Annotated in this window: 26 protein-coding genes and 3 pseudogenes; 14 read left to right on the top strand and 15 right to left on the bottom strand. The window is 71.1% G+C overall.

What is annotated here, in order from left to right:
* Positions 1 to 47 precede the first annotated feature (47 nt).
* Together IE263_RS01415 and IE263_RS01410 are read left to right on the top strand one after the other, a co-directional pair.
* Positions 48 to 521, top strand: a complete 474-nt coding sequence (locus tag IE263_RS01415; protein WP_189931294.1) for an HIT family protein — start codon at positions 48 to 50, stop codon at positions 519 to 521.
* A gap of 149 nt (positions 522 to 670) precedes the next feature.
* Positions 671 to 2,071, top strand: a complete 1,401-nt coding sequence (locus tag IE263_RS01410) for an LCP family protein (RefSeq protein WP_189931292.1) — start codon at positions 671 to 673, stop codon at positions 2,069 to 2,071.
* 259 nt (positions 2,072 to 2,330) lie between these two features.
* On the opposite strand, the gene IE263_RS01405 is transcribed toward IE263_RS01410, so the two are convergent.
* The 5 genes from IE263_RS01405 to IE263_RS01385 form a co-directional block, all read right to left on the bottom strand.
* Positions 2,331 to 2,984 (bottom strand): GtrA family protein, encoded by a 654-nt coding sequence (locus IE263_RS01405; RefSeq protein ID WP_308430571.1) that lies wholly within the window; start codon positions 2,982 to 2,984, stop codon positions 2,331 to 2,333.
* 251 nt (positions 2,985 to 3,235) lie between these two features.
* Complete coding sequence (locus tag IE263_RS01400; protein ID WP_189931290.1) at positions 3,236 to 4,459, bottom strand: glycosyltransferase; 1,224 nt, start codon at positions 4,457 to 4,459, stop codon at positions 3,236 to 3,238.
* Between the two features lie 102 nt (positions 4,460 to 4,561).
* The gene (locus tag IE263_RS01395; RefSeq protein ID WP_189931288.1) at positions 4,562 to 8,344 is read right to left on the bottom strand and encodes a CHAT domain-containing protein; all 3,783 of its coding nucleotides are present in this window, start codon (positions 8,342 to 8,344) and stop codon (positions 4,562 to 4,564) included.
* Between the two features lie 57 nt (positions 8,345 to 8,401).
* A complete protein-coding gene (locus tag IE263_RS01390) occupies positions 8,402 to 8,614 on the bottom strand; it encodes a DUF4287 domain-containing protein (protein ID WP_189931286.1) in 213 nt (70 codons plus the stop codon).
* A 100-nt stretch (positions 8,615 to 8,714) separates the two neighbouring features.
* Positions 8,715 to 9,287 carry a dihydrofolate reductase family protein gene (locus tag IE263_RS01385; protein WP_189931284.1) on the bottom strand — a complete coding sequence of 191 codons (573 nt, stop codon included), beginning with the start codon at positions 9,285 to 9,287 and terminating at the stop codon, positions 8,715 to 8,717.
* 118 nt (positions 9,288 to 9,405) lie between these two features.
* Here IE263_RS01385 and IE263_RS48165 point away from each other — a divergent pair.
* Positions 9,406 to 9,522 (top strand): annotated as a pseudogene (locus tag IE263_RS48165) (RNA-guided endonuclease TnpB family protein); the annotation flags it as partial.
* A gap of 38 nt (positions 9,523 to 9,560) precedes the next feature.
* Here the strand turns inward: IE263_RS48165 and IE263_RS01380 are convergent.
* Positions 9,561 to 10,034 carry a hypothetical protein gene (locus tag IE263_RS01380; RefSeq protein ID WP_189931282.1) on the bottom strand — a complete coding sequence of 158 codons (474 nt, stop codon included), beginning with the start codon at positions 10,032 to 10,034 and terminating at the stop codon, positions 9,561 to 9,563.
* Positions 10,035 to 10,055: 21 nt separating this feature from the next.
* Entirely contained in the window at positions 10,056 to 10,499 is a 444-nt protein-coding gene (locus IE263_RS01375; RefSeq protein ID WP_373311848.1) for an ATP-binding protein, read from the bottom strand.
* A gap of 115 nt (positions 10,500 to 10,614) precedes the next feature.
* On the opposite strand from IE263_RS01375, the gene IE263_RS01370 reads away from it, so the two are divergent.
* Positions 10,615 to 11,490 (top strand): helix-turn-helix domain-containing protein, encoded by an 876-nt coding sequence (locus IE263_RS01370; protein ID WP_189931277.1) that lies wholly within the window; start codon positions 10,615 to 10,617, stop codon positions 11,488 to 11,490.
* Entirely contained in the window at positions 11,487 to 11,747 is a 261-nt protein-coding gene (locus IE263_RS01365) for a DUF397 domain-containing protein (RefSeq protein WP_373311827.1), read from the top strand. The genes IE263_RS01370 and IE263_RS01365 overlap by 4 nt, the downstream gene beginning before the upstream one ends.
* Before the next feature lie 7 nt (positions 11,748 to 11,754).
* On the opposite strand, the gene IE263_RS48160 is transcribed toward IE263_RS01365, so the two are convergent.
* Together IE263_RS48160 and IE263_RS01360 are read right to left on the bottom strand one after the other, a co-directional pair.
* Positions 11,755 to 12,798, bottom strand: coding sequence for a hypothetical protein (locus IE263_RS48160; RefSeq protein ID WP_229910743.1), 1,044 nt, complete (start codon positions 12,796 to 12,798; stop codon positions 11,755 to 11,757).
* A 5-nt stretch (positions 12,799 to 12,803) separates the two neighbouring features.
* Positions 12,804 to 13,421, bottom strand: a pseudogene (locus tag IE263_RS01360) (RNA polymerase sigma factor); the annotation flags it as partial.
* Between the two features lie 84 nt (positions 13,422 to 13,505).
* Here IE263_RS01360 and IE263_RS01355 point away from each other — a divergent pair.
* A complete protein-coding gene (locus IE263_RS01355; protein WP_229910742.1) occupies positions 13,506 to 13,886 on the top strand; it encodes a hypothetical protein in 381 nt (126 codons plus the stop codon).
* Positions 13,887 to 13,931: 45 nt separating this feature from the next.
* Here IE263_RS01355 and IE263_RS49685 read toward each other — a convergent pair whose 3' ends face one another.
* Positions 13,932 to 14,108, bottom strand: coding sequence for a hypothetical protein (locus IE263_RS49685; protein WP_308430570.1), 177 nt, complete (start codon positions 14,106 to 14,108; stop codon positions 13,932 to 13,934).
* A 212-nt stretch (positions 14,109 to 14,320) separates the two neighbouring features.
* Between IE263_RS49685 and IE263_RS01345 the strand changes: the two genes are divergently transcribed.
* From IE263_RS01345 to IE263_RS01325, 5 genes and pseudogenes are all read left to right on the top strand, one after another.
* Positions 14,321 to 14,647, top strand: a complete 327-nt coding sequence (locus tag IE263_RS01345; RefSeq protein ID WP_189931989.1) for a MarR family winged helix-turn-helix transcriptional regulator — start codon at positions 14,321 to 14,323, stop codon at positions 14,645 to 14,647.
* A 138-nt stretch (positions 14,648 to 14,785) separates the two neighbouring features.
* The gene (locus IE263_RS01340; RefSeq protein WP_189931275.1) at positions 14,786 to 15,295 is read left to right on the top strand and encodes a helix-turn-helix domain-containing protein; all 510 of its coding nucleotides are present in this window, start codon (positions 14,786 to 14,788) and stop codon (positions 15,293 to 15,295) included.
* Between the two features lie 218 nt (positions 15,296 to 15,513).
* The gene (locus IE263_RS01335) at positions 15,514 to 16,449 is read left to right on the top strand and encodes a GNAT family N-acetyltransferase (RefSeq protein ID WP_189931274.1); all 936 of its coding nucleotides are present in this window, start codon (positions 15,514 to 15,516) and stop codon (positions 16,447 to 16,449) included.
* 123 nt (positions 16,450 to 16,572) lie between these two features.
* Positions 16,573 to 17,486, top strand: a pseudogene (locus IE263_RS01330) (IS982 family transposase).
* A gap of 53 nt (positions 17,487 to 17,539) precedes the next feature.
* Positions 17,540 to 17,908, top strand: coding sequence for a DUF952 domain-containing protein (locus IE263_RS01325; RefSeq protein WP_189931273.1), 369 nt, complete (start codon positions 17,540 to 17,542; stop codon positions 17,906 to 17,908).
* Positions 17,909 to 17,926: 18 nt separating this feature from the next.
* Here the strand turns inward: IE263_RS01325 and IE263_RS01320 are convergent, their stop codons facing one another.
* Positions 17,927 to 18,367, bottom strand: a complete 441-nt coding sequence (locus IE263_RS01320; RefSeq protein WP_268255986.1) for a hypothetical protein — start codon at positions 18,365 to 18,367, stop codon at positions 17,927 to 17,929.
* Between the two features lie 238 nt (positions 18,368 to 18,605).
* Positions 18,606 to 19,001, bottom strand: a complete 396-nt coding sequence (locus IE263_RS01315) for a luciferase domain-containing protein (RefSeq protein ID WP_189931272.1) — start codon at positions 18,999 to 19,001, stop codon at positions 18,606 to 18,608.
* Positions 19,002 to 19,129: 128 nt separating this feature from the next.
* Here IE263_RS01315 and IE263_RS01310 point away from each other — a divergent pair, with 128 nt between their 5' ends.
* Positions 19,130 to 21,511: a FlgD immunoglobulin-like domain containing protein gene (locus IE263_RS01310; protein WP_189931271.1), complete on the top strand. Its 2,382-nt coding sequence runs from the start codon at positions 19,130 to 19,132 to the stop codon at positions 21,509 to 21,511.
* A gap of 42 nt (positions 21,512 to 21,553) precedes the next feature.
* Positions 21,554 to 22,357, top strand: coding sequence for a HEAT repeat domain-containing protein (locus IE263_RS01305; RefSeq protein ID WP_189931269.1), 804 nt, complete (start codon positions 21,554 to 21,556; stop codon positions 22,355 to 22,357).
* Between the two features lie 42 nt (positions 22,358 to 22,399).
* Here IE263_RS01305 and IE263_RS01300 read toward each other — a convergent pair whose 3' ends face one another.
* On the bottom strand, positions 22,400 to 22,729 hold the full coding sequence (locus IE263_RS01300) for an antibiotic biosynthesis monooxygenase family protein (RefSeq protein WP_189931267.1): 330 nt from the start codon (positions 22,727 to 22,729) through the stop codon (positions 22,400 to 22,402).
* Positions 22,730 to 22,764: 35 nt separating this feature from the next.
* Positions 22,765 to 24,045 (bottom strand): LVIVD repeat-containing protein, encoded by a 1,281-nt coding sequence (locus IE263_RS01295; RefSeq protein WP_189931265.1) that lies wholly within the window; start codon positions 24,043 to 24,045, stop codon positions 22,765 to 22,767.
* 353 nt (positions 24,046 to 24,398) lie between these two features.
* On the opposite strand from IE263_RS01295, the gene IE263_RS01290 reads away from it, so the two are divergent.
* On the top strand, positions 24,399 to 25,484 hold the full coding sequence (locus tag IE263_RS01290; protein WP_229910780.1) for a sugar ABC transporter substrate-binding protein: 1,086 nt from the start codon (positions 24,399 to 24,401) through the stop codon (positions 25,482 to 25,484).
* A gap of 86 nt (positions 25,485 to 25,570) precedes the next feature.
* Here IE263_RS01290 and IE263_RS01285 read toward each other — a convergent pair whose 3' ends face one another.
* A complete protein-coding gene (locus IE263_RS01285; protein WP_189931261.1) occupies positions 25,571 to 26,320 on the bottom strand; it encodes an SDR family oxidoreductase in 750 nt (249 codons plus the stop codon).
* Positions 26,321 to 26,358 lie beyond the last annotated feature (38 nt).

The raw sequence follows: 26,358 nt of genomic DNA, 5'->3' as shown, positions 1-26,358 counted from the left end.
CTGCCGGACGACGGCCACCGCTGCCCGTGAGGAACACGAGGAACGCCATGGACGACGACTGCACCTTCTGTCACCTGATCCGCGAGGACAGGGCCCGCTGGGTCACGCGCACCCCGGTCGCCTGTGCCTTCGCGCCCCTCGACCCCCTGGCGCCCGGCCACACCCTCGTCGTGCCGACCACCCACCACAGGGATCTCTTCGACATCCCGCCGCAGACCCTGAGCGCCACCGTGGCGCTGGTTCAGCGGGTCGCGGGCACGATGCGGACCGCGCTCGGCGCCGGCGGCGTCAACATCCTCAGCGCGAGCGGACCGGGCTCCGAACAGTCGGTGCCCCACTTGCACTTCCACGTCGTACCGCGCTGGCCGGACGACGGTTTCAGCACCTGGCCGACGGACCGCTCCCGGCACCGGACCACCGGTGATGCGTTCACTCGGCTCGCCGAAGCCCTGGCGAACCCGACGGACCCGACGGACCCGACGGACGCGACCGGCGTGACGGACGCGGTGGACGTGCCGTAAGGCAGCAACCTCCGGGGCGGATGAGTCGTCTGTGTTTTCGGGACGTATTCCTACCTGCGTGTAGGGTTCCGTCGTTCGGCGGTGACCAACGCCGCACGATCCGAGCACGGTTTACGGGGTGGAACGGCCGAGGCGGAGGGCGAGCGCCGGTGAGCGGAAGTGGAAGGCGACGGCGTACTCCGCCGGGCAAAGCCGGTAGGGCGGGGACGACCAGGCTGACGCGGCGGGGGCGGATCCTCGCCTGGGGCGGGGGAGTGACCGCGGTGGTCGTCCTCGCGGTCGGCGGGGTCGGCGCCTGGATCTACCAGGACCTCAACAACAACATCAACTCCGCCGACGTCGACGACAAGTTGGGCGCCGACCGGCCCGAGAACCTCAGTCCGGGCTCGAAGAACATCCTGGTCGTCGGCTCGGACAGCCGTGACGGCGCGAACGCCAAGTACGGCGGCAACGACCTGACCACCATGCAGTCGGACACACTGATGGTGCTGCACATCCCCGCGAACCGGGAGTGGGCCGCGGTCGTGTCGTTCCCGCGGGACTCCTGGGTGCAGATACCCGCATGCGAGAAGGGGGACGGGAGTTCGTCCGCCCCGCACAAGGCCAAGATCAACGAGGCGTTCGCGATCGGCGGCAGCAGCGGCAAGGTGGCCGGGGCCGCCGCGTGCAGCATCAAGACCGTCGAGGCCCACACGGGCCTGCGCATCGACAACTTCATGTCCGTCGACTTCTCCGGCTTCAAGGGCATGGTCGACGCCCTGGACGGCATCGAGGTCTGCCCCAAGCAGCCCATCAAGTCGGACAAGGCCCGCCTGGACATGAAGGCCGGCTGCCAGACCGTCGACGGAGAGACGGCCCTCGGCTACGTCCGGGTCCGCTACGGCGTCGGCGACGGCTCCGACATCGGACGCATCGGCCGCCAGCAGGAGTTCATGAACGCCCTGGTCAAGAAGGCCAAGGACAAGCTGACCAGCCCCGACTCGCTGTACGGCTTCCTGCAGTCCGGCACCAAGTCCCTGACGACGGACCCGGATCTGGCCGGCATCAAGCCGATCTACGCGCTCGCCAACGAGCTCAAGGGCATCCCCAGCGAACGGCTGGCCTTCCTCACGGTGCCCAACTACCCCCGCGAGGCGGACGTCCCGTCGGACCTGGCCAACGTCGTCTGGCAGTACCCGCAGGCCGCCAACCTGTTCACCGCCCTGGCCAACGACAAGGAGATGACCAAGGCGCAGCTGCAGGCCGCCGTGAAGGACCTCATCTACGCCTCCCAGGTGCGCGTCCGGGTCCTCAACGGCACCGGCGTCTCCGGACGCGCCGCGGCCGTCGCCGAGAAACTGCGCGCGGCCGGCTTCACCGTCACCGAGACGGGCAACGCGCCCGAGACGGTGAGCAGGACGGCCGTCACCTACCCGACGGGCCTGGAGAGGCAGGCCGCGGTCCTCTCCTCACAGCTGCCCAAGGCCCAGTCCTCCGCGTCCGCGGACGCGGCCGCGAACGTGGTCACCCTCGTCGTCGGCCCCGACCTGGAGCTGGACGAGCTCGACTGACGGGTGGTCGGGAGCACTCCCGGGATGCTGTAAGCTTGATCTTGAGCTGGTCGCCACAACAGCGGCGAATCGGTTCTGCGTTGGTGGTCCAAGGAAAGACGCCCCGCTTCCTGCGGGGAAATGCAGGTGCAAGGCCTGCCCGGCGCTCTCACTACGAGGCCCACCCCGTGTCGGACGGGGTGGGCCTCGTGCGTTGTATGCGTTGTACCGAGTTGCTCGTATCTCGTACCTCGTACCTGATCCGCGCTGGGCGGCTCGGTCATCCACAGCTGTGGACAGGTGTGAGGCGCTTCGTCGACCGGTGCCGGGCGGGGCGTGCGAGGTGGGCGCGGGGCGCGCGAGTGGCGCCGGCGGCGCGGTCGGCGCCGTTGGTGCGCGTGGTGCAGGTGCGGGTGGACAGGCTCTCCCTGGGGGTTCGGTCCGGGGCGCTCGCCGGGGCCGGGATGGACGGCGTGCGGTCACGGCCCGTCGCGAAGACGAACAGACGCAGGACCAGGAAGCGGCCGACGCCGGCGAGGCCGGAAGCGCTGAGGTACGCGATCTGCTCGGTGAGCAGGCCGGGGTTCGGCTGAAGGGTGTGCAGGGCGAACATCGCGGCACTGGTCGCCCCGTAGGCGGCCGCCGCCGAACCCGCCGACTGCCAGTGGCGGCGCCAGCCGGCGCGACCGCCGGTGCGGAAGGTGAAGCGGGCGTGGAGTTCCGTGCAGAGGAGGGTCGAGGCGATCGTGATCAGCGCGTTCGCCAGTGTCCAGGGCATCAGGGTGGCGAGGAGGGGGACGGCCAGGCTGGAGAGGACCCCCACACCGCCACCGAGGATCACGAAGCGGATGAACGAGGCCGCGGGGCCGGTGGGTATCGCCTGCTGCGACCCGTGGGACGCCGCGGCCGGCTGGGGGGAGAGCAGCGTCTTCACGGGCGTTCCTTCCACAGGGCAGTTTCTGATGGCGGAAACGCTACGTTGCATTCACGGATCCGACAACGCAATTATTGCGCGTGATTTACATCAGCCCAGGTCAGGCCAGAAAAAACGTTGCAATGGATTTTGATTTAATGCAACGATGGCCACCCTGTTCATTGCAATGGATGGGAGTGAACGCTCTACTGGCACGGGACAGACCGAGGCCCGCCACCGTCGGGTGGCGGGCCTCCTGGTCGGGCGCCTTCTCAGCCGATCTTGTCGAGCAGCAGCTTCGCGGCCACCGTCGCGCCGTCGGTGCGGATCGTGCCGGCCACAGCGGCTGCCCGGGCTCGGGTCTCGGGAGCCAGAGCGACACCGAGCGCGGCCGACAGGGACTCGAAGGTCGGGTTCGGGCCGTCGTGTGCCGCGCCGATGCCGAGGTCGGCCACGCGGCCGGCCCAGTACGGCTGGTCCGCCAGCTGGGGTACGACCACCTGGGGCGCACCGGCCCGGGCGGCCGTGGTCGTGGTGCCCGCGCCGCCGTGGTGGACGACGGCGGCGACCCGCGGGAACAGGGCATGGTGGTTGACCTCGCCGACGGCGAAGCAGTCGTCCTGGTCGTCGGCCACGGCCAGGTCGGCCCAGCCGCGGGAGAGAAGCACACGGCGGCCCTGCGCCCGGACCGCCTCGACGGCCGCGCGGGCCACGTCGTCCGCGTCGCGCAGGGGAATGCTGCCGAACCCCACGTACACCGGCGGTTCGCCGGCGTGGAGGAACGCCTCCACGTCGGCCGGCAGCGGGCGGTCGTCCGTCCGGAACCACGCGCCGGTCTGCACCACGTCGAGGTCCGCCGGCTCCTGCCACGGGCTGAGGACCGGGTCGGTGGCCAGCCAGGGGCGGTCGGTGAGGACGTGGTCGCGGAAGTGGTCCACCGGCGGCAGGCCGATGGACGCCCGGTGGGCGTTGAGACCGGTCCCGAACAGCACGTTCATGGTCTCGGTGTCCAGGTCCCACAGCATTCGGTTGTCGGTCACGCCGGGCGGGAACGGCCGGCCCGGCCGCTCGAACGGCGGGTGGTGCGGCGAGGGCAGGTAGGCGGGGAAGTAGGCGACGAACACGTAAGGGATGCCCAGGTGCTCGGCTGCCGTTCTCGCGCCGGCCGCGGCCGGGAGCAGACCGGTCGCCAGGATCACGTCGCATCCCTCGGCAGCCGTGACGACCGCCTCGTACGTCGTGGCGGTCATCGCGGCCGCGCGTGCGGGCAGCCCCTCCGCGGGAGCCTTCGTCTTCCCGGTGAGCACCCCCTTCACGAACGGGCGCACCGGCTCGCCGATCGGCAGCAGCGGGAGGCCGACGGAGTCGAACAGCTCCGCGAAGTCCGGAGGCGTGCACATCCGCACGTCCACTCCCAGGTCCCGCAGCTGCACCGCAACCGCCACCAGTGGTTCGACGTCTCCGCGCGACCCGTAGGCCATCAACAGCACGCGCATGTAGTGAGTCTCATTTCGGGGGATTCCGGGACCTCCCTGGCAGGGGCCCGGTCTTGCTGTCAGTGACAGTGGTCACCGTAGGTCGGCTTCCGCAAGGGCTGCTCAGCGTGGAGCGGGATTGCCCTGGTGGGTGAAGGCGGCCCACAGGTGGATCTCGTGCAGGTCGGCGCGGGCGGCCTCGCGGTGCAGCGGGTCGCCCAGGCCGGGCGGGGGCCGGCGGTCCGGGTCGAGCATCCACAGCTGGGCGGCGCGCAACGCTTCGGCGGGAGCGAGGTCCCGACTGGTGAGGAAATGGTGGAAGACGGCCATCATCAGCGCGGTCGCGCTGTCGTCGACGGCCCAGCGGGAGCCGACCACGTCGGCCGCGCCCCGGGCGACCAGGGCGGTGGAGAGGGTCAGTGCCTCGTCGTGGTCGCCCGTGCTCAGGTCGGTCTCGCAGGCGCTGAGCACGACCAGCGGGCCGTCCGGGCCGGGCGCCGCGGCCGCGGCGTGGTCCAGGATCCGGGCGACGGTCAGCTCGCCGTCGGCCAGTGACAGCGCCGACCGCGTAGGGCTCGGACCGGCCACGCCGTGACAGGACACGTGCACGACCGCCGCCGGCTGACCGCCGCCCGGCAGCACGTCCAGCAGGTCCTCGCAGCTCCCCGGCGCATCCGGCACGCCCTCGGCCTCCACGAACTCGCCGTAGCGCCGGGCGTCCGGGTAGCAGGCCGAACGCAGCGCCTCCGTTTCGAACTCGGCCCATACCAGGCTGAGCTGCGGGTCGGTGACCAGGACCCGGCGCCCGGTGACGGGCAGCCGCTCGCGGGCGGCGGCCCGCAGGAACTGCCCGCCGGACGGGGCGTAGCTGAACACCGCGTCCTGGCAGGCGTACCGGTAACCCCCCAGCGGGATGTGCTTGCGCGCTGCATGCCAGGGGACGACGCCGAGGGGGCCGCAGGGGATCAGCACGATCCGCGGCGGCCGGCCGAGGGGTTCCAGGGAGTCGAGGACCGGCCCTACGGCAGCGGGCCAGGCCCAGTCGCACAGCTCGCTCAGCGCAGCCTGCCATTCCGTCCTGGCGGCCTCCCGCGACGCACGCGACGCGTCCGGGTCGGCCGCCTTGCGGGAACGGTCGGCGGCGGCGGCGAGGTAACGCTCCAGCTGGTGGCTGCCGGGGGAGAGCAGCAGGGGCAGGCTGAGCACGGTGGGCTCGGCGCCGCCGGGGCGCAGGATCAGCGCGCATCCCGGGATGTGGGGGCGGAAGCCCTCGCCGGGGATCAGGTAGACCAGCGCGTCGGCCCCCGAGGTGGCCAGCGCGGCGGTCAGTGCGGCGGCGTCCGGAGTGCCGAGCAACTCCCGCGCACCGGTGCCGTTTCCCGCCCCCAGTGCGGCGAGCGCCTTGCGCCGCAGGCTGCTCGGCAGCTCAGCGCCGGAGGCCGGGGCCGTCACCACGGCCGCTCTCCTCGGCCGGAGCGGATCCCCCTCAGCCGGATGCCCCTCGCCCGCGTCCCCCTCAACCGGATCCCCCTCAACCGGATCGCCCTCAACCCGACCCCCCTCAACCCGACCCCCCTCGCGCGGACCCTGCTGGAGTGGATGCCGCGGTGCCTGCGCCCGCCACCGCTCGGCCAGGTCGGAGTGACCCCGGTCCGCCAGCAGCCGGGGTACACCGTGTGCTGCGGCGGCCGTCTGGAGCACCAGGGCACGACCCAGCTCCAGCGCCTCCACGGCCTCGGCGGGGCGGCGGTCCTCGGCGCACCGCAGGGCCAGCCACAGCACGTGGCCGGTCGCGGCCCGGGCCACCGACAGGGCGTGCTCGGCGCCGAGTTGAAGGAGGACATCGGCGGCCATCAGCTCCAGTGCCTCGCGGCGGGTGTCCAAGCTCGCCTTCCGGTCCTCACTCGCGCGCGGGCCACCGGTCACCGCGCTCATCCAGTGGGCCGTGGACAGCTCCGTCAGGACCTCGACGTTCAATGACGGGCCGTGGCCTTCGGCGGCCAGGGCGCGGACCCGGCTCAGCTCGGCGATGCACGGGTCGAGCAGGCTGAGGTCACTGCGGTGGGTGGTCGCGCGGAACATGGCCCGGCCGAGGGCGAGCCGCAGCCGGGCTTCGTCCCAGGGCGACGTCCGCGATTCCTCGATCACCCGGTGGACCTCCGCGATGGCGCGGTCGATGACCTCCCGGCGGGGGTCGGCCCGGGCCAGCTCGGTCATCAGATGCGCCCGCGTCATGGGGAAGTACGGTGCGAACAGCGGCGAGACCGTGGCCGGATCGATCTCCACCGCCTCCCGCAGGTAACGGGCGGCGGCCCGGAGGTCGGCCTGGTCTCCGGTGCGGGCGGCACGCTCGCCGTGGGCCAGGCCCAGCGTGCCGGTGACGACGAAGCGTGTGCCCGCGTCCGGCGCAGGGGAGGCGTACCGGTCGCTCAGCGTCTGGATCAGGTCCTCTGTCGCGCGGGCCAGCGCGGCCTGGTCCCGGCTGCGGTGGGCCAGCTGGAACCCGGTGAGGAGGCTGAACAGTGCCTGGACCTCGTCGCGTTCATCGGTGGCGGACAGCCCCTCGGTCATCGACAGGGCGACGACGCCGTCCTGGAGGCTGCCTCCGAGCCTGGCGGCGGTGGCGATGCGATGGGCGAGGAGGGCGGTCAGGTACCGGCGCGCGGCCGCGGCCCTCGCCCCGTCCGCCGGAAGGGCGTCGATCCACTCCCGAAGCCATGCCACGCTCCGCTCCACGCGCGCGATCTCGCCGTTCGACACCCACAGGTTGTCGATCGAGGTGGACAGGATCAGTTCCAGGCTCAGCTCTCGCCGCCAGGCCGAACGCGCCGCGGGGTCGGGGTCCGGCCGCATCGCGGCCACGTCCACCTCGCCGAAGTCCAGCGATTCGGGCATCCGGAGGTTCCCCGCCACCAGCAGGGCCGCGTGGAACTTGGCGACGCGGATCCGCTCGGGTGCGTCCGCAGGCAAGGCGAGCAAGACCTCCCTGGCCGCCTGCGCGGCGCTGTGGACGCGTTCGGCGAGCGAACGGGGATCCTGCCCGCCCGATCTGAGCGCGGCGAGCAGCTCGCGCAGCGGCGCGAACTCCGGCTGGTTCAGGCCCAGATCCGCCAGCTCCCGGCCGGCGTCCGCCAGGGAGCCCTGGGGATCGTTCACGGTGACGCACAGCCACTCCAGCAGGCGCGCGAAACTCACCGCGTCCCGGCGCGCCCAGTCCACCACCCCCTGGACGGCGTCGGCCAGCGCCTCCTCCACCGGCCCCCCGCGGGGCACCGCACCGGCCGGCCCCGCCGCCTCCTCACCACCGTTGCCCTCCTGAGGTGGAGACGGCGAACTCTTCCCGGGCGGGCCGGGGAACGAGGACAGCATCGTCGCGACGCGCTCCATGACGGCCACCACCGTCTCCCGCGTCGTCAGGTCCCCGGCGACGATGCGGGCGAGAACGTTCAGGGCCTCGGTCAGCTGCTCCCGCAGGGATTCGGCCAGGGCGGGCGGCCCCGAGCCGTCGAGCGCCTCCGGAGGAATGCCCGGCGGGATGAGCAGCTCGGCCAGGTTGCCCCGGGCCATCATGGCGAGCCGGTCGTTCAGCGGCCTGGCACGGTCGGCCCACCGGAGATGGCTCAGGGCGGCCGCCCGCTCCCGCGGATCGGCGTCCGGCCGGCCCATGAGCCGCGCCCGCATCAGCAGCCCGAGCCAGGGCACAACGGCCGCCCGGGCCGGGTCCTCCGCCGGTAACAGCCTCTCGATGGTGGCCAGATGCTCGGTCACGAACCGTAACGCGTTCGGCCGCGGATCCTTCCGCGCCTGGGGCCACAGCTCGTGCGCCTGGCGAACGGCGACGGCAGCCCAGGCCCTGAGCCCCGCGACGTCTCCCTCACCGTGGTCCCGCTGCTTCTCGTCAGCCATGCATCCCCCCGGCGACCGATGATCCCAGCCGTGAGTCCCACGGAACCTGCATTCAGGTCAGTTTCCGTTGCTTTCGGCGAGAGTGTGGGCGACGAGAGCGTTGGCGTGGCCATGACCGAGTCCGTGCTCGGTCTTGAGCCAGGTGACCAGTTCCATGTGCTTGGTCAGGGGCGAGGTGCGGATGAGGTCCTTCCACTCCGCGATCGGGCGGCCGTACTTCTTCTCGATCGAGGGGAAGTAGCTGGCGGGGCCCTTCACCGGTGCAGTCATGGGTGATGTCCTGCCTCTCATGTCGTAGTGATCCTGCTTGCGTACTTCCGGCGGGTGCCACGTCCGGAGACGCGACGGCAGGGCGAGTGCGGGAGCCGTGTCAGCGGACCACATCGAATACGTTCTTCTGCAGCCCGTTGGCGTATGCCTCGTGCTCGACCAGCTTCAGCTTCTGGGTGTCCTTGTCCGTGTCACTGAACAGACGCTTGCCCGCGCCCAGCAGGAGCGGGAAGACGAGCAGGTGGTACCGGTCGATCAGGCCGGCGTCCGAAAGGCCCTGGTTCAGGGCGGCGCTGCCGTGGACGATGATCGGGCCGCCCTCGGTCTCCTTCAATGCGGCGACCTCGTCGAGCGAGCGCAGGATCGTGGTCTCGCCCCAGTTCGACACCAGGTCGTCCTCGGTGAGAGTGGTGGAGACGACGTACTTCGGCATCACCTTGTAGTCGGCGAATTCCTCCATGTCCGGCCACACCGGGCTGAACGCCTCGTAGCTGGTCCGGCCCATCAGCATGGCGCCGGCTTCCTTCTGCTCCCGGCCCTTGATCTCGAACGCCTCGGGGAGGAACTCGACGTTCTTGAAGGTCCACCCGGAGTTCCGGTAACCGGGCTCGCCCCCCGGCGCCTCCACGACGCCGTCGAGCGAGATGAAGGCGGTGCTGATCAGAGTACGCATCTGGGGTTCCTCCGTGACTCGTGGTCGCTTCACCGGGTCAGACGGCGCACCCCGACGGAACTCATCGCCGTCGGACGGAGATTTCCAGAAAACTTTCGGCCGGCCGCGCGGCGCGCCCGATATGGGCCGCAAGCACGGGCGGGACAGCCGCCTGGTACACCCCGCGCACACCACGAGGGACTGCGCCCACTGCGATGCGAGAGCCAAGCACGCACTGCCGCTGGGTGAGCGCAGCCTGAGTCAGGAATCCCCTCCCTTCAGGGAGGGGAGGATTCAATGCTCCTCGAGGGGTGCCTGCCGGGCAAGGAACTCCTCGAACGCCGCCTTCTGCTTCGGATCCATGAAGCCCTGGCGGACATCGCGGGCCTTCTCCTGGAGCCAGTGCGCCTCGTCGGGGTCCAGCAGCTCGGCGACCACCACGCCTTCGCGCGCCACCGCCGTGCGCCCTCCCACGCGACGACGAAAGAGCGTGAACGCGCCGAATTCCGCCGGGTGGGCCAGTTCCGGCTCCTCCGCCACAGGCCGGTTCTCGTCCCCAGCGACACTCGTCGGGTAGGCGGTGGGGGCCCAATGCTCCCAGAGCGCCAGCGTGGCCGCGGGCACCAGCACCGCGCGTTCCGCCTCTTCACGCCCCTCCCACAGGAACGTGACAGTGACGGGCTCGCCGACCGTCTCGGCCAACGCGAGCACCCTCTCCACCTCATCGTTGACCGGGTAACCCACCACTACATCGATCTGAATGCCCATGGCGCCTGAGGCTACTGGCCGCTACGGCGCATCAGATTCCGGTGGAAGTCGCACTTCCGCCCAGACCGTCTTGCGCGGCGCGGGCCCCTCGCTCACTCCCCAGCGGGCGGCAAGGGCCTCTACGAGGACCATTCCGCGGCCTGACTCGCCGTCGGCCTCGGCCGGTTGGACGACGTACGGCACACGGTCACTGCGTGTGTCCGTGACCTCGATGCGAAGCGTGTCGCCGATGACGTACAGCAGGAGCCGGAAGTCGCGTCCGGTGACGCGGCCGTGGGTGACGGCGTTGGCCGCCAGCTCACCGACGATGAGCGCCGCCGGGTCCAACGGCAGGCCCCACGAGCGGAGTTGTTCCGTCGCGAGCAGACGGGCCAGACGGGCTCCGCGTGGTGTCGGGGACAGCTGCGCGTGGAAGTTGCGGATGGGGGAGTCGAGTTGAGGGGTTTCTCCGATCACGTCACCCAGAGTGGCCGGACATGCTTACTGTGAACAGTGACGACGCCGATACGTACGGTGACTGTCCGCCGGTTGTCCGGTGGTGTCCGGGCTTGTCGGTGGGGCACGAGAGGAGGGGCAGCGCATGCTGGTCGACGGTGAGGTGGGACGGCTCAAGGGGGAGGCGGACGAGCCGGGGTGGGAGGTGGATCCGGACGACGAGTGGGGCGTGGCGGTCATCGCGACCGTGGGGCGGCAGTTGAAGCTGCGGCGGGAGTTGGCGGGGTTGCGGGCTGCCGAGTTCGGGTTGGCGGTGGGGTACGGCGAGGACCTGGTCTACAAGATCGAGAGTGGGAAGCGGATTCCTCGACCTGAGTTCCTGGACAAGGCGGACGAGGTGTTGGGGGCGGGTGGGCTGATTTCGGCGATGAAGGAGGACGTAGAGAAGGTCCGGTATCCGAAGAAGGTACGGGACTTGGCGGAGATGGAGGCGAAGGCAGTCGAGATCGGGCTGTACCTGTGCAACAGCATCAGCGGGCTATTGCAGACGCCGGAACACGCCAGGGCCGTGATCGAGGCCGCGCAGCCTCCGTACTCGGAGGGTGAAGTGGAACGTATGGTGGCCGCTCGCCTCGCCCGGCAGTCCATCTTCGAACGGGACCCGGCGCCCGCGCTCGGCTTCGTGCTGGAAGAAGCGCTGTTGCGGCGTCCTCTCGGAGGCACAATGGCCTGGCGGCGGCAGCTCGAACGTCTGTTGGAGGTGGGCTGCTTGCGCAACGTCACATTCCAGGTGATGCCTACGAACTGCGAGGTCCATTCCGGTCTGGACGGCAAGATCGAGGTGCTGAAGTTCGCGGACGGTACGGCGGTTGGGCGTTCCGATGGCGCGTTCAACGGTCGGCCGGTCAGTGAGCCGAAACAGCTCCGCATCCTTGAGTTGCGGTATGGCACCATCCGGGCGCAGGCGCTTCCCCCGAGGGAGTCGCTGGCCTTCATCAAGCAATTGTTGGGAGAAACATGATGGACAAGGCCGCCGAACTGGTGTGGTTCAAGAGCAGCTACAGCGACGGCAATGACGGCGAGTCCTGCGTCGAAGTCGCACTGGCGTGGTTCAAAAGCAGCTATAGCAGCGGGCCTGACGGCGACTCCTGCGTCGAAGTCGCCACCACCCCCGCCACCATCCACATCCGCGACTCCAAGCTCGCCGCCAGTCCCCTCCTCACCCTCGACCCCCGGTCCTGGGCGGACTTCGTCACCTTCGCCGCCGCCCAGGACTAGGGACCGCTCACTTCCGGTCGCCCGCCTTGTCCACGACGGTCGTCGACATGCGGGTGGCCATGCCGATCTGCGTGCCCTTCTTCACGAACGGGCCGTTGGAGGCCTTGCCGTCGACGTAGTAGTCCATGCCGGCCACCCAGCGGACGCCTCGGTAGGCGTATGTGTCGGGGTCGAGCAGGACCTGCATGCTGTTGCGTTCGTAGGTGTAGTCGCGGAAGTTGCCGTCGATGCCGATGGCGAGGACGGTGCGGTCGGCGCCGTCGGTGACGTTGACCGGCTTGGTCGCCCCCTCGAGGCCGGTGATGATCCGGTAGAGGGTCCGGGCCTTGTCGGCCGGGACGTAAGACGCTCCGGAGAGGATCTCCACGACCTCGTGGAAGTCGCGTTGGGCCTGGGTCAGCCGGTGGGCAGTGGAGATCCGGCTGGGGATGGAACGCTTGAGGATCAGCGCGAGGGCGGCGTCGGGGTCGTCGGGGAGTTCGGCGAGCATGGCGTCCGTCGCCTGGGGCGAGAGCATGTCACCGTTGGCGTACGGGGCGGGGTCGTCCCTTACTTGCACGTCGTCAGGGTCGTTCGTTTCCATGTCCGGAAAGGCGCGGGCCAGCCCGTCGTAGCGGAACCACATGTTTTCCTCGTAGGTCTCGCCCGAATCCAGGGCACACCCTCGTGGTCCGGACGCCAGATACATGCCGCCGGCTTCGCTGTACTCCCTGTCGGCGACCGCGACGACGCACTTCGGGATGTCGCGACGGACGTCGTGGTGCACCCACTGGCCCGCCCGGGGAGTCGCGGTGGGCGTCGCCGTCGGGGCTGGTTCCGCGGGTGTCCTGTGGTCCTGACGGAGCACCAGCGTCGAGAGCACGGCCGCCGCCACGACCGCGGCGGCCGCGCCGAGCGCCTTCAGCTTCCACCCGGCGTGCCGGCGCCGCGGCGCGGCGATCTCGTCCAGCAGCCGTTGCCGGGCAGGGGTGAGCCGGGCGTGGTCGGGCAGGGGGGCGTCGGCGCGCAGTCGCCGGACCGCCGCCATCTCGTCCATCTCTGTCTCAGCCAATTGCGGATCACCTCCGGGTAGTCGGCGGTCACGAACGTGGGGTCCACGCCTCCGAGGGCGTGCCGGACCTTTCTGCGGGCCCGGTTGAGGCGGGAGCGGACCGTGCCCACCGGGATGGACAGGGCCTCGGCGACCTCCTGGTAGCCGAGGTCGGCCCAGGCGACGAGCAGCAGGACGTGCCGGTCGCCGGAGGAGAGGCCGGCCAGCGCGCCGGCGAGCGGGCCGTGGGCCGCCTGTGCGGTGACCCGGCTGTCGCTGCGGTCGGTCCAGGACTCGGCGACGGGGTCGTGGCCGGTGCGGGCCAGCGCCTTGAGAGCCCGTACCTCGGTGCGGCGCTGCTTGCCGATGAGGTTGGCGGCTATGCCGTACAGCCAGGGGCGGGCGTTGGGGCGGGTGAGGTCGTAGCGCTTGCGGGTGCGGAACGCGGTCAGGAAGGTCTCGGCGGTGACGTCCTCGGCCGCGTTGTCGCCGAGGCGGCGGGCGGCGTAGCGGTGGATGTCGGCCGCGTGCCGCTGGTAGAGCTCGCCGAAGAGCTCCGGTCGGGCCAGGGAGTCGGCGATGACGGATGCGTCGTCAGCGACGTATGTGTCGTCATCGGCAGGTCTGCCGGGCGGGCCGTTCACTCGGTCTCCGTGTCTGCTGTCGGGCGGGGTACGCCCCTTGTTACCCGCAGCCGCGGATGCGGTTCACGGTCGTAGAGTGGCGGGATGTCCGCCACCACCCCCGTGGGGAACTCGCCCGCCACCACCGTTCGCCGGTACCTCGCAGGCCTGTTGGTGAACCTGCTGATCGGCATACCGATGGTCGTGGTCGTGGTGTGCTGGCGCTGGTACCTCGACCACGGCCACTGCGACCTCGACGATCTGCAACGTTCCGATCTGGACGGCTGCACCTACGACCAGATCGAGAGCAGCGACTTCGCGCTCTTCGGCCTCGTGATGAGCGCCGCGCTCGTCGTGCTGCTGATCCTGCGCTTCGACGTGCTGAAGCCGCTGGCCAGGGAGCGCTCCCTCAAGCCCCGTCTGCTGACCCTCCCGGCGGTCCTCCTGCCGTACGTCCTTCTCCTCGCAGCGGCGAGGAACGGCTGACGGCGGCGGGCACAGGTCATTCCCGGCCGCGTCGATTGACCAGGGTCACGGCCGGACGTCCCGTCCCCGGACCGGCCGGAACCGGTCCGTGGCCGCCACAACGGCCTCCGTCGTGGCGGCTCCCGACAGCCCGTGTCCCTCGTCGCCGATCAGCACGAGCTCCGCGTCCGGCCACACCTGAGCCAGCCGCCATGCGACGTCCGGGGGGCCGCTGACGTCCATCCGCCCATGGACCATCACGCCGGGGATCCCGGCGAGCTTCCCGGCGTCGCGCAGCAGCGCCCCGTCCTCCAGGAAGCCGGCGTGCCGCCAGTAGTGCGTGACGAGGCGGGCGAAGCGCAGCCGGAAGTGCGGGTCCCGGTAGCGGGGATCGGGCTTGTGGCCAGCAGGGCCTCGCCGAGTACCGGCCCCGCTTCTCCCCGGTCGTACGGGCTCTGCTGGCCGAAGGCCCGCTCCCGGTCCGCGACCTGGCCGCGGCGGTGGGCGTCACGCACTCGGCCGCGAGTCAGACGGCGGCTCAGATGGCCCGCGCGGGCCTGGTCACCCACACTCCCGATCCGCGAGACGCCCGGATCGAGCTCACCCCGAAGGCCCGTGCCCTGCTGCCGCGGATCGAGGCGGAGTGGGACGCGACGGTGGCGGCGATGGCCGAGCTGGACGCGGAGCTCTCGATGCCGCTGGCCGAGCTGCTGACGGAGGTGGCGGAGGCGGTACGCCGCCGCCCGTTCCGGGAGCGGATCGCGGCGGCGCACCGCCCCTAGACGAGTAAGTCCGAACCTACGCCTGCGCCGCGATGCGTGTGCATCGCCACGATCGTTCCGTTTACAGAACGTTCTGTTTGTGGAACGCTAGTCGCGTCACGGCCAATGCATCAACGGCGCAGTAAGGGGCGGAAAACTATGGAACTGGCCCAGGAGGTGGGCGCGCGGCTGCGCCGTCTGCGCCAGGACCGCGGCCTGTCGCTGTCGGAACTGGCCCGTCGCTCCGGCGTCGGCAAGGGCACGCTCTCGGAACTGGAGACGGGCCAGCGCAATCCGACCCTGGAGACGCTGTACGCGCTGACCACGGCCCTCGATGCGCCGCTAAGCACGGTCGTCGGCCCCGCCCCGGTGCAGGGTGCGGCGGTGCACGCGGTGCTGACGGACCGCGTGCAGGACGCGGCTGCGGTGTGGGAGGTGTATCGCATCCGCATTCAGAGCGGCGCGGTGCAGCGCTCGGCCGCTCATGTGCCGGGCACGGAGGAGCACTTGCTGGTCTTCAGCGGCACGGCGCGGGTTGGTCCCGCCTCCGCCCCGTTCGAGGTGGGCCCGGGCGGCCACGCCCGGTGGGCGGCGGATGTACCGCATCTGTACGAGGCAGTGGGGAGGGATGTGGAGGGGGTGTTGGTGGTGCGCTACCCGGTGGGATGAGATGCCTACTTCGCACCGCCCTGCGCGCCAGGCCACGATCACCGCCGATCGGCCGTGGGATCCACCGCTGCGGCAGGAGGCCGGCAGTATCCAGTCCGTAGGCCCGGGTCTGATGGCCGGTCTGACAAGGGCAGGAACAGCCAGGTCTGCCGGTGCCACTGGGTGGCGATTTCATGCAAAGCCAGCTACGTCATCGAGAGACAGGATGATCCCAGTACATGCCTATACGTATAGCGCGCCCAGACGAACTACCTGCCCTCGTCCAGCACTCCGAGCAGCCCGAGCGCAACGCCGGGACGGCCGCCTACCTCACCGACCTACTTGCCAAGAAATGTACCCGGCCGGAGTGGTGCCTGGTCGCGGAGGACGAGGCCGGTCGGCTCACCGCGGCCACCGCGCTATGGACCCTCCCCGGGAACGACGTCCCGATGGCCCTGGTGCTCCTTGAGACGCGGTGGGACGAGCCGGGCCTGGCCACCGGCCGGGCGCTGCTGGCCGAGGCCGTCGCCCTGGCCGGCTCGCTCGGCGCCAGGGAGCTGGAGCACGTCATCGACTCGCCGACGCAGCCGCCGCAATACCAGGCGGAGCCGGAACGGCGCGCCGAGCTTCTCCGTCTGGCGGGCTTCGAGCGCGCCCGAGACGGTCGCCGCTTCCGCCGCCACTCCGGGGCGGAACTCACTTCGCATGATGACCGGTTGAACTGGCATTCCCTGCCCAGTCTGGGCCGTGAGCCGTTCATCGCTCTCCTCGCCGAGGCGCTGCCGACCAGCGCCGACGCCCACCTCGCCGCCAAGGTCGCCCAGCATGGCGCCCGGCGTGCCGCGGAGAGCCTCTTCACGGACATGGAGGAGTTCTTGTACGAACCCTCGTGGTGGGAGATCGGCTACGCTCCGGACGGCACGCCGGCTGCCCTCAGCCTCCCCGCCCGAAACCCCTCGACCGCGGTGATCGGCCTGGTGGCTGTGTCTCCCGCCTGCCGCGGCAACGGCTACGCGACGGCGGCGGTGGCCCGCGGCACGCGGCTGCTGGTCGAAGCGGGCGCCGAGGAGATCCGCGGCGACTGCGATGCGGCCAACACCGCCATGATCATGGCTTTCGAACGGGCAGGCTACGAGAACTTCGCCGACCGCCAGGAGTTCACCCGCCGGTTGTGAGCGGGGCCGCTCCCGCGCCGTAACGAATGCTGAGCGGCCCATCCCCACCCCGGTTGGTAGGGCTGGACGAGTAGGTCCGAAGTCCTGCGGGCGCAAAGGGAGAAGGGTCTCGTTGATCGTTGTGTGACGAACGACATCGAGACCCTTCTGACCGCACTGTACGTGAAGATCGACGACGAGCTGGCGGGACCACGACGGCTGGGCAGGCCCCCGGTGTTGACCGACTCCGAACTCGTGTGCCTCGCGCTCGCCCAGTCGCTGCTCGGTTTCACGTCCGAGACGCACTGGCTGCGCTACGCCGGCAAGCACCTCACCGGTTCCCGTACCTCCCTCAGCAGTCCGGCTACAACAAGCGGCTGCGGTCCGCGCTCGGCCTGGTCAAGCGGGTCATCCGGATGCTGGCGAAGTCGAGCGACTTCTGGCTGGACGACTGCTGGATCGTGGACTCCACCCCGGTGCCCTGCGGGATGTCGCGGCCAACGGTGAAACGCTCGGACCTGGCAGGATGGGCGGGCTATGGGTACTGCGCCAGCCACTCGCGGTTCTACTGGGGGCTGAAGCTGTATCTGGTGTGCGCTCCGTCCGGGATGCCGATCCTGTGGGCTTTGGCCGATCCGAAGATCGGCGAGCGCGAGGTGCTGGCCTCGATGCTCGAAGTCGAGGCAGACATGGTCGCCGAGCACGATGGCATCCTGCTGATCAGTGACAAGGGCTTCGCCGGACGAGCCTTCGAGACGCTGCTGGAGGAGCATGACATCACGCTCCTGCGGCCGTCCCGCAAGGACGAGAAGGCCCGCTACGGCGAACCGATGCTCAAGAAGGTGCGGCAACTGATCGAGTCGGTGAACGACACCCTCAAAGGTCAGCTCGACCTCGAAGACCACGGCGGCCGCGGCTGCGCCGGAGTCGCGATTCGCGTCGCTCAGCGCATCCTCGCGATGGCCGCCGCGATGTGGCACAACAACGCGACCCAAAGCCCCGATCACCCGATCAACAAGGTAGGGACCACTGACCGGAGATCGGACTTACTCGTCTAGGCACCCTTCCGCGCGCCCGGGCCGCTCACCCCCGGCTGCTGTATAACCGGACGATGATCTACCACGTCGTAGCGAAGGCCGAGTGGGACGCCCGCCCCGGCGAGCCCTACGCGCCCGCCTCCCTCGCCGAGGACGGCTTCGTCCACTGCTCCCCGGACGAGGCGACGACCCTCACCATCGTCAACAGCTTCTACCGCGACGCCCCCAGGCCGCTGCTCGCCCTGCTCCTCGACGAGGACCGTCTCACCGCCCGCTGCGAGTGGGAGGCGGCGGCCCCCGCTCCGCCGCCGGGGGTTCCCGACAGCACCCTGTTCCCGCACGTCTTCGGCCCTCTCGACCGCGACGCGGTCATCCGTGTCCTGGAGGTCCGGTGGGACGAGGAGGGGCGGGCGACGGGTCTGGTCGAGCCGGCCGCCGGCTGACGGACTCCCGACGCGCCCTCAGCACCACTGCGAGCCGTCCCGTTGGGCGACGATCTCCACATGGAACCCGCCGTCGGCCGGGTTCTCCACCTGGAGGTAGGCGGTCGTACCGCCGACCGCCTTGGTGAAGCAGCCGGCCGTGGAGTGGGCCTGCCAGCCGTCCGCGAGGGCCGCCTGCCGGTAGTGCCCCAGCACGCTCCGCGAGGAGTCGGCGGCGGAACCGGCGAGCTCGTACCGCGCCCCCGCGACCACGAACAGATCGTCGTCATCGCACGACCGGTAGGACTCCTCCCGCTCCGCCCACTCCGGCTCCGCCTCCAGCACACCCTCGCCGGCGAGCACCCCGGCGAGCCGGTCCTCGGCATCCCCGCAGCCGTAACCGGTCAGGAAGTACACCGCCGGCGGCCCCAGAGTCACCACCCCCGCCACCAGTACGCCCGCCGCCAGAGCCCCCGCCACGACCCCGACGCCACCTGGCCGCCGAGCCCCCACCCCACGTCTGTCCATGCGCCGGGACGCTAGCGCACGCACCATCCGCCCCACACCGACTCAGCCCGCACCCGCCCTTGGCCCCCAGTTGGCCACCCGTACGAATGCTTGCTCCCATGGGTGGATGGCCCGACCGCCGGTGAGATCGTGCTGTTCGACCGCTCCTGGACGACACCGCACCCCCGGCCGGCACCGCACCCCTGGGTGATCAGCGGTCGTAGGGCTCGTCCCGCGGTACCAGCGTCACCCGGTGGAAGTTGCACGAGGCGGACGTCGGTCCGGTGCCCGGCGCCTCCGCCAGGTGCGCCTTGAGGGCCATGCTGACGAGGCTCATCAGCAGGTCCACGTCCGCGTCGCAGTCGAGGTGGACGGTGACCCAACGGGAGCCCGGCACCAGCCGTACCGCGGTCGACTCCCGCAGGTCGCGACGGATGCGTTGGATGGCCGGGACGGTGAGGTGCAGGTCGACGTCCCGGTCGGTGTGGAAGTGGAGTATCTCGCTGTGGACGGAGCGCAGCGCGCGCCCTGTGCCACAACTGGCCTGGCCTGCAAGAAGATCGGGCCAGACTTCCAGTCGCTGCATGGCGCGCTCGGCCAGAGTCATGTGCCCATGGTTGCTGGCTCACCGCTTGTCCACCAGGGGTTGAGGGAAATGTAACCGGGGCGTGAGGTGACTCACGTGTGCTGTGCGAGGGGAGTGACGTTTCCACCGCCCGCCGCGCTTTGATCAACATGCGCCTCATATTCGAACGCACGCCCGATATCACGCGCCCTCGCACGCCCGGGCACACCAGCCGCACGGCCCGGCGCCTCGCGCTCCTGGTCGCCGTCGCCACCGTGCCCGTTCTCGCCGTCTCCCCGGCCGCCCACGCCGAGGACCCCGCACCGACGGAACTCGTCCTCCCCACCCCGTCCCAGTACGTCCCGGTGCAGGACACCCTGTACGCCGCCGGCGACACCGGCTACCTCCACCGCCGCGAGACGACCGACGGCTCCACGCCGACGTACCAGTGGCACGGCTACGACGGGACCGAGCGCACGGTCGACGACTTCACCGGCAAGGTGCCGGGCCAGCAGGGCTACTACGGCGCCGGGACGGACGTCCTGCCCGTGCCGGTCGGCGTGAGCGGTGTCGTCGAGCTGCGGGATCCCGCGACCGGGGAGTCGACGCAACTGACCGTGCCGGACGGGCAGTCCACCGTCGGCTCGTTCGGACGGACCGTACTGACGGTCTCGTTCAACGAGGTGTGGCAGGTGGACAAGCTGCACATCCTCCGCGTCCAGGACGGCGTCACCGTCGACACGCCCGTCGACCCGCCGGAGGGCGAGCGGTTCGACCGGTATCCGGTCGTGGCCGGTGACGGGGCGCTGGCCGTGGTGAGATTCATCCACGGGCGCACGCTCGGCATCCTCGACCTGACCTCGGGCACCCTCACCCCGGTCGCCTCCCGTGTCTCCGTCGACGAGTCCTGGAACATCCAGGCTGCCGTCTCGCCCACCCACATCGCCTGGTACCAGCAGGGCATGAGCACGGCCCGGGTGGTCCGCCGCGACGACCCGGCCGGGGCGCAGACCTCCGTCGCCGTACCGCCGTCCGGCGCGGACATCCCCGTCGTCGGACTGGCGGGCGACTGGCTGCTCACCACCTACCGGCCCGCCGCGCCCACCGAGCAGAACCCGCCCCTGCGCCGCGGCGGCCCCCTCAAGGCCACCCCGCTCGCCGGCGGAACCCCGGTCACGCTGCTCGCCGCCGCCCAGCCCGACCTGTTCCAGGTCCCCGGCGGCGGGGCGATCACCGTCGGCGGCGCGGACTCCGGCGACTGGGCGGTGCGCCGCGTCGAGGCCGGAGCGGACGGCGCCCCGACCCTCCGCACGCTCTCCGGGGTGCCCTCCCGGCCGGCCGCCGTACGCGGAATCGCGCTCTCCGGCGGCCAGTTGGTCACCAAGGAGGAGGACAGCGCGCCGCGCCCCGCCTACCTGACCCGGAAGGTGACGCTCACCGGCACCCCGGCGGCCGGGCCGCGCACCGAGCTCACCACCGCACCCCTCGGCGACGCCTACGGCCAGCCACTCGGCGCCGGCGACGGCTCCGTCGTCCACGTCCGCCACGACGACACCACCCAGCGCGACATCCTCGTCCGCGCCACCCCGTCCGGCACCCGCACCGAGGTCGTCCCCTTCGACCGGAACACCCCCTCGACCACCGGCCGCGGCCTGCGCGACGCCGCCGGCCGGTACGCGGTGTACGGCAGCGGCGACGAGCGGGCGGTCGTCGACTTCGAGGCGCCCGGCGGCGGCGCGGTCGTCCAGCGTCTGACCACCCCTGCTGCCGCCCTGTGGGGTTCCAAGCTGTGGACCACGGACGGCACCTGGGGCCAGATCGAGGCCCGCGACCTGACGACGGGCACGGTCACCTCGTACTCGGTCGGCGCCTCCTGCGTCATCCGCGACCTCCAGACCGTGGGCCGCTGGGTCTACTGGGACTGCCTGGGCCAGGACGTCATCGGCGGCGACCCGTCCACCCCCTTCGGCGTGTACGACCTCCAGACCGGCGCCACCATCACCCTCCCGAAGCGCGGCGAACTCGGCGACGGCTTCGTCGTCAACCACGACACGAGCGCGGCCACACTCCAGCTGACGGACTTCCACACCGGCACCGCGACCGGGCCCCGCACCCTCACCGACCTCCCCGCCGTCCCCAACTGGAAGAACTACGACGTCGACAAGTTCGGCGGCGGCGTCGCCTGGCTGGACACGACGGGCCGGGCCCATGTCGTCCCGTCCGGCGTCCCGGCCCAGCCCCTCACCGTGACCACGGCCGACGCCCCCACGGCCTACATCCGCACGGCCGACGCCACCTGGAACCCGGCCTGGCGGCTCTCCAAGCCGGCCACCGCCGCCCACCTGGTGATCAAGCGCAAGGCGAAGGTCCTCCGCACCCTCGACGTCACCCCGGCCGGCGCCGCGCTGACGACCCGCTGGGACGGCACCCTCGCCGACGGCACCCGGGTCGCCGCAGGCACGTACCCCTGGGAACTGACGGCCGCCCCCGAGGACGGCACCGGCACGGGGATCACTCTGACGGGCAGCGTCACCGTGACGGACGGCGCCTGACCCGGCGGGAAGCGGAACACGGGCGCCGTACCATCCCCACCCATGGCGATGTTCGTGCACCTGACCTCCGCGGCCGACGCCCCCCGCATCCGCCGCTCCGGCATCCGCGCCGCGAGCCGCGGGCAGGGGGGCGCCCGCGGGGTCTACTGCTTCCCCGTGCTGCCGTCGCACACCCTCACCCACCAGTGGCTGCGTGAACTGGCCCGCTCCGGCAGCCGGGGCGGGCTGGTGGCCGTCCATGTGCGGCTGGACGACACGGAGGACGTGCTGGTCGGTCACTACCGGGACCGCGCGCGGGACGAGCAGGCCACCGTCAGCGCCGCCGAGGCCGTACGGCGTGTCTCGGCGCTGGAGGACTCGCGAGGCTGGGAGGTGTTCGTGCCCCGCGCGATCCGGCCCCGCGAAGTGCACCGGGTCCGTACCGCCCCGCAGGTGGCCGGCTGGCGTTACTTCCCGGACGCGCACGGCACCCGCCCGTGCACCTGCTTCGGCTGCCGGGTACGCCGCGGCTACGGCGCCCGCCGCCTGCGCGAACGCCTCCCGCACCCGCTGGACGGCCCGCCGCCCCCGCCCAGGGTGCTCCTCGCCCGGCTCGCGGCGGCCGGGAGCCCCGGCGACCCGGCCGTGCTCCGGGAGACCCTCCACTGGTTCGGCATGCGCCGCCGGGGCCCTCTCCCACAACTGGCCCCTCTTGCCATCCACCCCGACCCCGGCGTCCGGGAGGACCTGGTCTGGGCGGTCGCCCGCTGGACGACCCCCGGCGTCACGGCCCTCCTGGACATCCTGGCCGACGACCCGGACCCGGACGTCCGGGAGGCGGTGGAGGCGGTACGCGCACCGGAGTGACCGGCGCGCCGAGCGGCCCCCGATGTCGGCCCCGCCCAGGTGTCAGCCCTGCTTCGGTGCCGCCTGCTGGACCACCTCGAAGGACCACAGCGTCGCGTCCGTCGCGGCGGGCTTCGGGCGCTCGCCGCCCTCCGCGGAGCCGCCGCCGTGCGCCGCCTGGCCGCGGCCGGCCATCCAGTTCTGGAAGTCCTCCTCGGTGCGCCAGCGCGTGTAGACGAGGTACGTGTCGGTGCCCTCCACCGGCCGCAGCAGCTCGAACCACTCGAAGCCGTCCGAGCTCTCCACCGCGCCCGCCCGGGCGGCGAACCGCTTCTCCAGCGTCTCGCGCTGCTCTTCGGGGACCGTGAGTACGTTGATCTTGACGATGCTCATGGGCCCATTGTCCAGCAGGTCACCCGCGCCGTCGCTCAGGAGCCGTCCGCGCGGACCGCGTACACGTACCGCTTGCCGGCGTACTCGCTGACGTTCCAGATCACCGACTCGCCGTACGCCCAGCCGGACGCCCCGCTGCTGTGGTAGCTGAGGTCCTCGCAGCCGACGGCCAGGTCGCCGACGGTGCTCGCGGTCGCGGCGCCGGAGGTGAAGGTGCGCAGGGCGCCCGTGCCGGAGGGGCCGTTGCTCACCGAGAGGTAGTGCTTGCTGTTGCGGGAGACGACGCCCTGGATCTTCTGCTGGGCGACCGTCACGGCCTCGGTCGCGGTGAGCGAGGCGAGGTGCCGGGTGGTGTAGTCGAGGTTCCAGCGGACCACCTTGGGCGTGGCGGTGCTGGGCTCGCCCGTGCCGTTGAAGGCGCCGTCCGTGTAGCTGACGGTGCCGGAGGTCGAGTACTCGCTGATCACCAGGGAGTCGGGGGTGCTGGCGCGGTCGAGGCCGATCGTCGTGTAGCGCAGGTAGGCCCCGGCGTTGTCGTAGGCGTGGCTCTGCGGCAGGACGTACTGGTAGCCGTAGCCGTAGTACTGCCCGTCGGTGTGCAGACCGCACACGTTGCCCTCGGCGGTGGCCACCTTGAAGAGGGTGCGCAGGTCGAAGACGCGCAGCCCCTTGTAGGTGTCGACGACGTACAGCAGGTCGCCGTACCACATGATGCCGCCGGCGTGCTTGCGGACCGGGTTGAAGGAGTACGCGCCGGTGGCGGTCTTGACGGGTTCGACCAGCAGGACGTGCTGGTAGCGGGGCGCCGCCGGGTTGGCGTAGTCGACGAAGGTCAGTCGCATGCCCTTGTCGAGCGCGTACTCGTCGACGCCGTCGGCGTCCGGGTCGGTCTCGAAGAACCAGGAGACGAGCACGACCTTGTTGCTTCCGCCCGCCGGGTAGAGCCCGTTGCCGAAGGCGTCGGCGCTGGTGGTGACGCCCTGCGGGATCCAGTAGGCGACGGCCTGGTCGGCGTCGTCCCAGGTGAACCCGGTCTGGAAGGCCTCCACCGTGCTGGGGGCGCCGGTGAGGGCCTTGGCGCTGCGGTTGGTGCCGGCGATGACCGTGGCCGCGTCGACCTTCGTCAGCACGCTGCCCAGTTGGGCCGTCAGATCGGCGAACTCCCCGTGCCTGTTGGAGGAGCGGCTGGTGAGGCTGAACTGCCCGGCGTCGATGGTGGCCGCGTGTGCGGTGGTGGGGGAGAGCAGGGTGCCGGCCACTCCGACGAAGGGGGCGGCGGCCATGCCCTTGAGGATCGCTCTGCGCGTCATGGTCATGGCGGGCAAAACTAAGCGAACACGATCACGCGCCACAACTTCGTTCGAGGTGGGCGAGGTTGGCGCTGTGGCTGTCCGGTATCGCGCGCAACGGGTGATCGCGTCCCCTTCCGCGATGTCCGCGCCCGTTATGGCGCCGCATGTACGCAGCACGTTTCGTGACCCGGTCGCGAAGCCTGGAACGAAGCCGTGAGGGGTGGGGAGATTCGGCGCACGCCGTGCCCGAAAGCGACTCGCGCGCGAGACGCTCGGGTCCGACGGGGGCGCTGTTGCTCCGTCCGCACCTGGAAGGCACATCTGTAGTGAACGCTCGTACCCACCGTGGGACCGCCGCGCGCCGTTGCGCAGTGGCCCTGGCCGCCGCCGCGTCGGCCCTCCTGCTCACCGCCTGCGGCGCCGTCGACGGCATCGGTGGGAGCGAGGAGTCCGCTGTCCCGAAGAAGGGCAACGACATCACGGTGGGTCTGCTGCTGCCCGACAAGTCGACCTCGCGCTTCGAGAGGTTCGACCACCCGCTCATCGCGCAGCGGGTCGCCGCGCTCACCCAGGGCAAGGGCAAGGTCCGCTACGCCAACGCCGAGGCGAGCGCGGCGAAGCAGAGCGAGCAGCTCGAGAAGATGATCGCCGAGAAGGTGGACGTCCTGCTGGTGGACGCGGTGGACGCCAAGGCCGTCGCGCCGGCCGTCGAGAAGGCCGAGGAGGCGGACATCCCCGTCATCGCGTACGACCGGCTTGCCGAGGGCCCGATCGACGCGTACGTCTCGCACGACAACGAGCTCGTCGGTGAGGTGCAGGGCCGCGCCATCATGGGGGCGCTCGGCACCAAGGCCCCCACCAGCAAGATCGTCATGATGAACGGCTCACCCGCCGACCCGAACACGGCGCGGTTCAAGAAGGGCGCGCTCAGCGAGCTGAGGGACAGGGTGATCATCGCCAAGTCGTACGACACCAGGGAGTGGCTGCCCGAGGTCGCCGAGGCGAACATGCGCAAGGCGATCCAGTCCGTCGGCCTCGACGACATCGCCGCCGTCTACGCGGCGAACGACGGCATGGCGGGCGCCGTCATCGACGCGCTGAAGAAGGCGGGCGCCGCCGAGCTCCCGCCGGTGACCGGGCAGGACGCGGATCTGGCGGCGGTGCAGCGGATCGTGGCCGGTGAGCAGTACATGACGGTGTACAAGTCGTTCCTGGAGGAGACCGCCAAGGCCGCGGAGCTGGCCGTGGCCAGGGCCCAGGGCCGCTCGCTGACGTTCGACTCGCTGACCCCCGACAGTGTCGACAGCCCGACGCAGAAGGACATCCCGTCGATGCTGGTGCCGGTGGTCGCCGTCACCCAGGACAACATCGAGGACACGGTGATCCGGGACGGCGTCTACACCGTCAAGGACATCTGCACCCCGGCCTACGCGGCGGACTGCGCGGCGATCGGCTTGAACTGACGTGATCGGCCTGAACTGTCGTGGTCGGCCTGAACTGAAGCGATCGGCCTCTCAGGGATCGGCCCGCACCGCCGCGGCCGGCCGGGTCAGCGGTCGGAGCTGAGAAGCGCGGGCGGGCCGGCGAGGACACCGCCGTCCAGGACGAACTCGCTGCCGGTCGAGAAGGTGGCGTCGGTGACGAGGAAGAGCACCATGCGGGCGACCTCCTCGGGCTCACCGAACCGGGGGAGGGGCTGCCCGGAGACGAACGAGTCGTCGAAGCCGGCCGTCATCACGGTGCGGACGGCACCCGGGTGGACGGAGCAGACGCGGACCCCGTCGGGAGCCAGCTCCAGCGCGGCGGCCTTCGTCAGCCCGCGCAGCCCCCACTTGCCGGCCACGTACGCTCCGACGCCGGCGTACCCGATCAGCCCGGCGAGGGAGGACATGTTCACGATCACCCCGCCGCCGGCCCGGCGCAGCGACGGCGCCACCGCGCGCATGCCCAGCCACGGGCCCTGGAGATTGACGTCGATCACCCGCCGGAACGACTCGAGGCTCTGTTCCTCCATCGGCGCCCACTCGACGACCCCGGCGTTGTTCACCAGCACCGAGACCGGCCCCAGCTCCCGTTCCGTCTCCGCCACGGCCCGCTCCCACCCGTCCTCACCGGTGACGTCGAGCGGTACGAAGCGGGACCGGCCGCCGAGCTCCGCCACCAGGCGGGCCCCCTCGGCCTCGAGGACGTCGGCGACCACCACGGCGGCCCCCTCGGCCGCGAGCAGCCGCGCCACCGCCGCCCCGATCCCCCTGGCCCCACCGGTGACGATCGCGACCCGCTCACTGAGACGCCCCATTCCGGCCTCCTGCTTCCGACGTCGTCGTGTCCATGGCC

It is taken from the genome of Streptomyces aurantiogriseus (genome assembly GCF_014649375.1).
GTDB lineage: Bacteria > Actinomycetota > Actinomycetes > Streptomycetales > Streptomycetaceae > Streptomyces > Streptomyces aurantiogriseus.
The sequence above is the reverse complement of the archived record's forward strand: the minus strand, read 5'-3'. Positions and strand labels throughout refer to the sequence as shown.

Bases quoted from the DNA above. Each gene is read 5' to 3' on its own strand.
- IE263_RS01415 (WP_189931294.1), top strand. From the start codon at position 48: ATGGACGACGACTGCACCTTCTGTCACCTGATCCGCGAGGACAGGGCC.
- IE263_RS01400 (WP_189931290.1), bottom strand. From the start codon at position 4,459: ATGCGCGTGCTGTTGATGGCCTACGGGTCGCGCGGAGACGTCGAACCA.
- IE263_RS01395 (WP_189931288.1), bottom strand. From the start codon at position 8,344: ATGGCTGACGAGAAGCAGCGGGACCACGGTGAGGGAGACGTCGCGGGG.
- IE263_RS01390 (WP_189931286.1), bottom strand. From the start codon at position 8,614: ATGACTGCACCGGTGAAGGGCCCCGCCAGCTACTTCCCCTCGATCGAG.
- IE263_RS01385 (WP_189931284.1), bottom strand. From the start codon at position 9,287: ATGCGTACTCTGATCAGCACCGCCTTCATCTCGCTCGACGGCGTCGTG.
- IE263_RS01380 (WP_189931282.1), bottom strand. From the start codon at position 10,034: ATGGGCATTCAGATCGATGTAGTGGTGGGTTACCCGGTCAACGATGAG.
- IE263_RS01370 (WP_189931277.1), top strand. From the start codon at position 10,615: ATGCTGGTCGACGGTGAGGTGGGACGGCTCAAGGGGGAGGCGGACGAG.
- IE263_RS01365 (WP_373311827.1), top strand. From the start codon at position 11,487: ATGATGGACAAGGCCGCCGAACTGGTGTGGTTCAAGAGCAGCTACAGC.
- IE263_RS01355 (WP_229910742.1), top strand. From the start codon at position 13,506: ATGTCCGCCACCACCCCCGTGGGGAACTCGCCCGCCACCACCGTTCGC.
- IE263_RS49685 (WP_308430570.1), bottom strand. From the start codon at position 14,108: ATGGACGTCAGCGGCCCCCCGGACGTCGCATGGCGGCTGGCTCAGGTG.
- IE263_RS01340 (WP_189931275.1), top strand. From the start codon at position 14,786: ATGGAACTGGCCCAGGAGGTGGGCGCGCGGCTGCGCCGTCTGCGCCAG.
- IE263_RS01335 (WP_189931274.1), top strand. From the start codon at position 15,514: ATGCCTATACGTATAGCGCGCCCAGACGAACTACCTGCCCTCGTCCAG.
- IE263_RS01325 (WP_189931273.1), top strand. From the start codon at position 17,540: ATGATCTACCACGTCGTAGCGAAGGCCGAGTGGGACGCCCGCCCCGGC.
- IE263_RS01315 (WP_189931272.1), bottom strand. From the start codon at position 19,001: ATGACTCTGGCCGAGCGCGCCATGCAGCGACTGGAAGTCTGGCCCGAT.
- IE263_RS01310 (WP_189931271.1), top strand. From the start codon at position 19,130: ATGCGCCTCATATTCGAACGCACGCCCGATATCACGCGCCCTCGCACG.
- IE263_RS01305 (WP_189931269.1), top strand. From the start codon at position 21,554: ATGGCGATGTTCGTGCACCTGACCTCCGCGGCCGACGCCCCCCGCATC.
- IE263_RS01300 (WP_189931267.1), bottom strand. From the start codon at position 22,729: ATGAGCATCGTCAAGATCAACGTACTCACGGTCCCCGAAGAGCAGCGC.
- IE263_RS01295 (WP_189931265.1), bottom strand. From the start codon at position 24,045: ATGACCATGACGCGCAGAGCGATCCTCAAGGGCATGGCCGCCGCCCCC.
- IE263_RS01285 (WP_189931261.1), bottom strand. From the start codon at position 26,320: ATGGGGCGTCTCAGTGAGCGGGTCGCGATCGTCACCGGTGGGGCCAGG.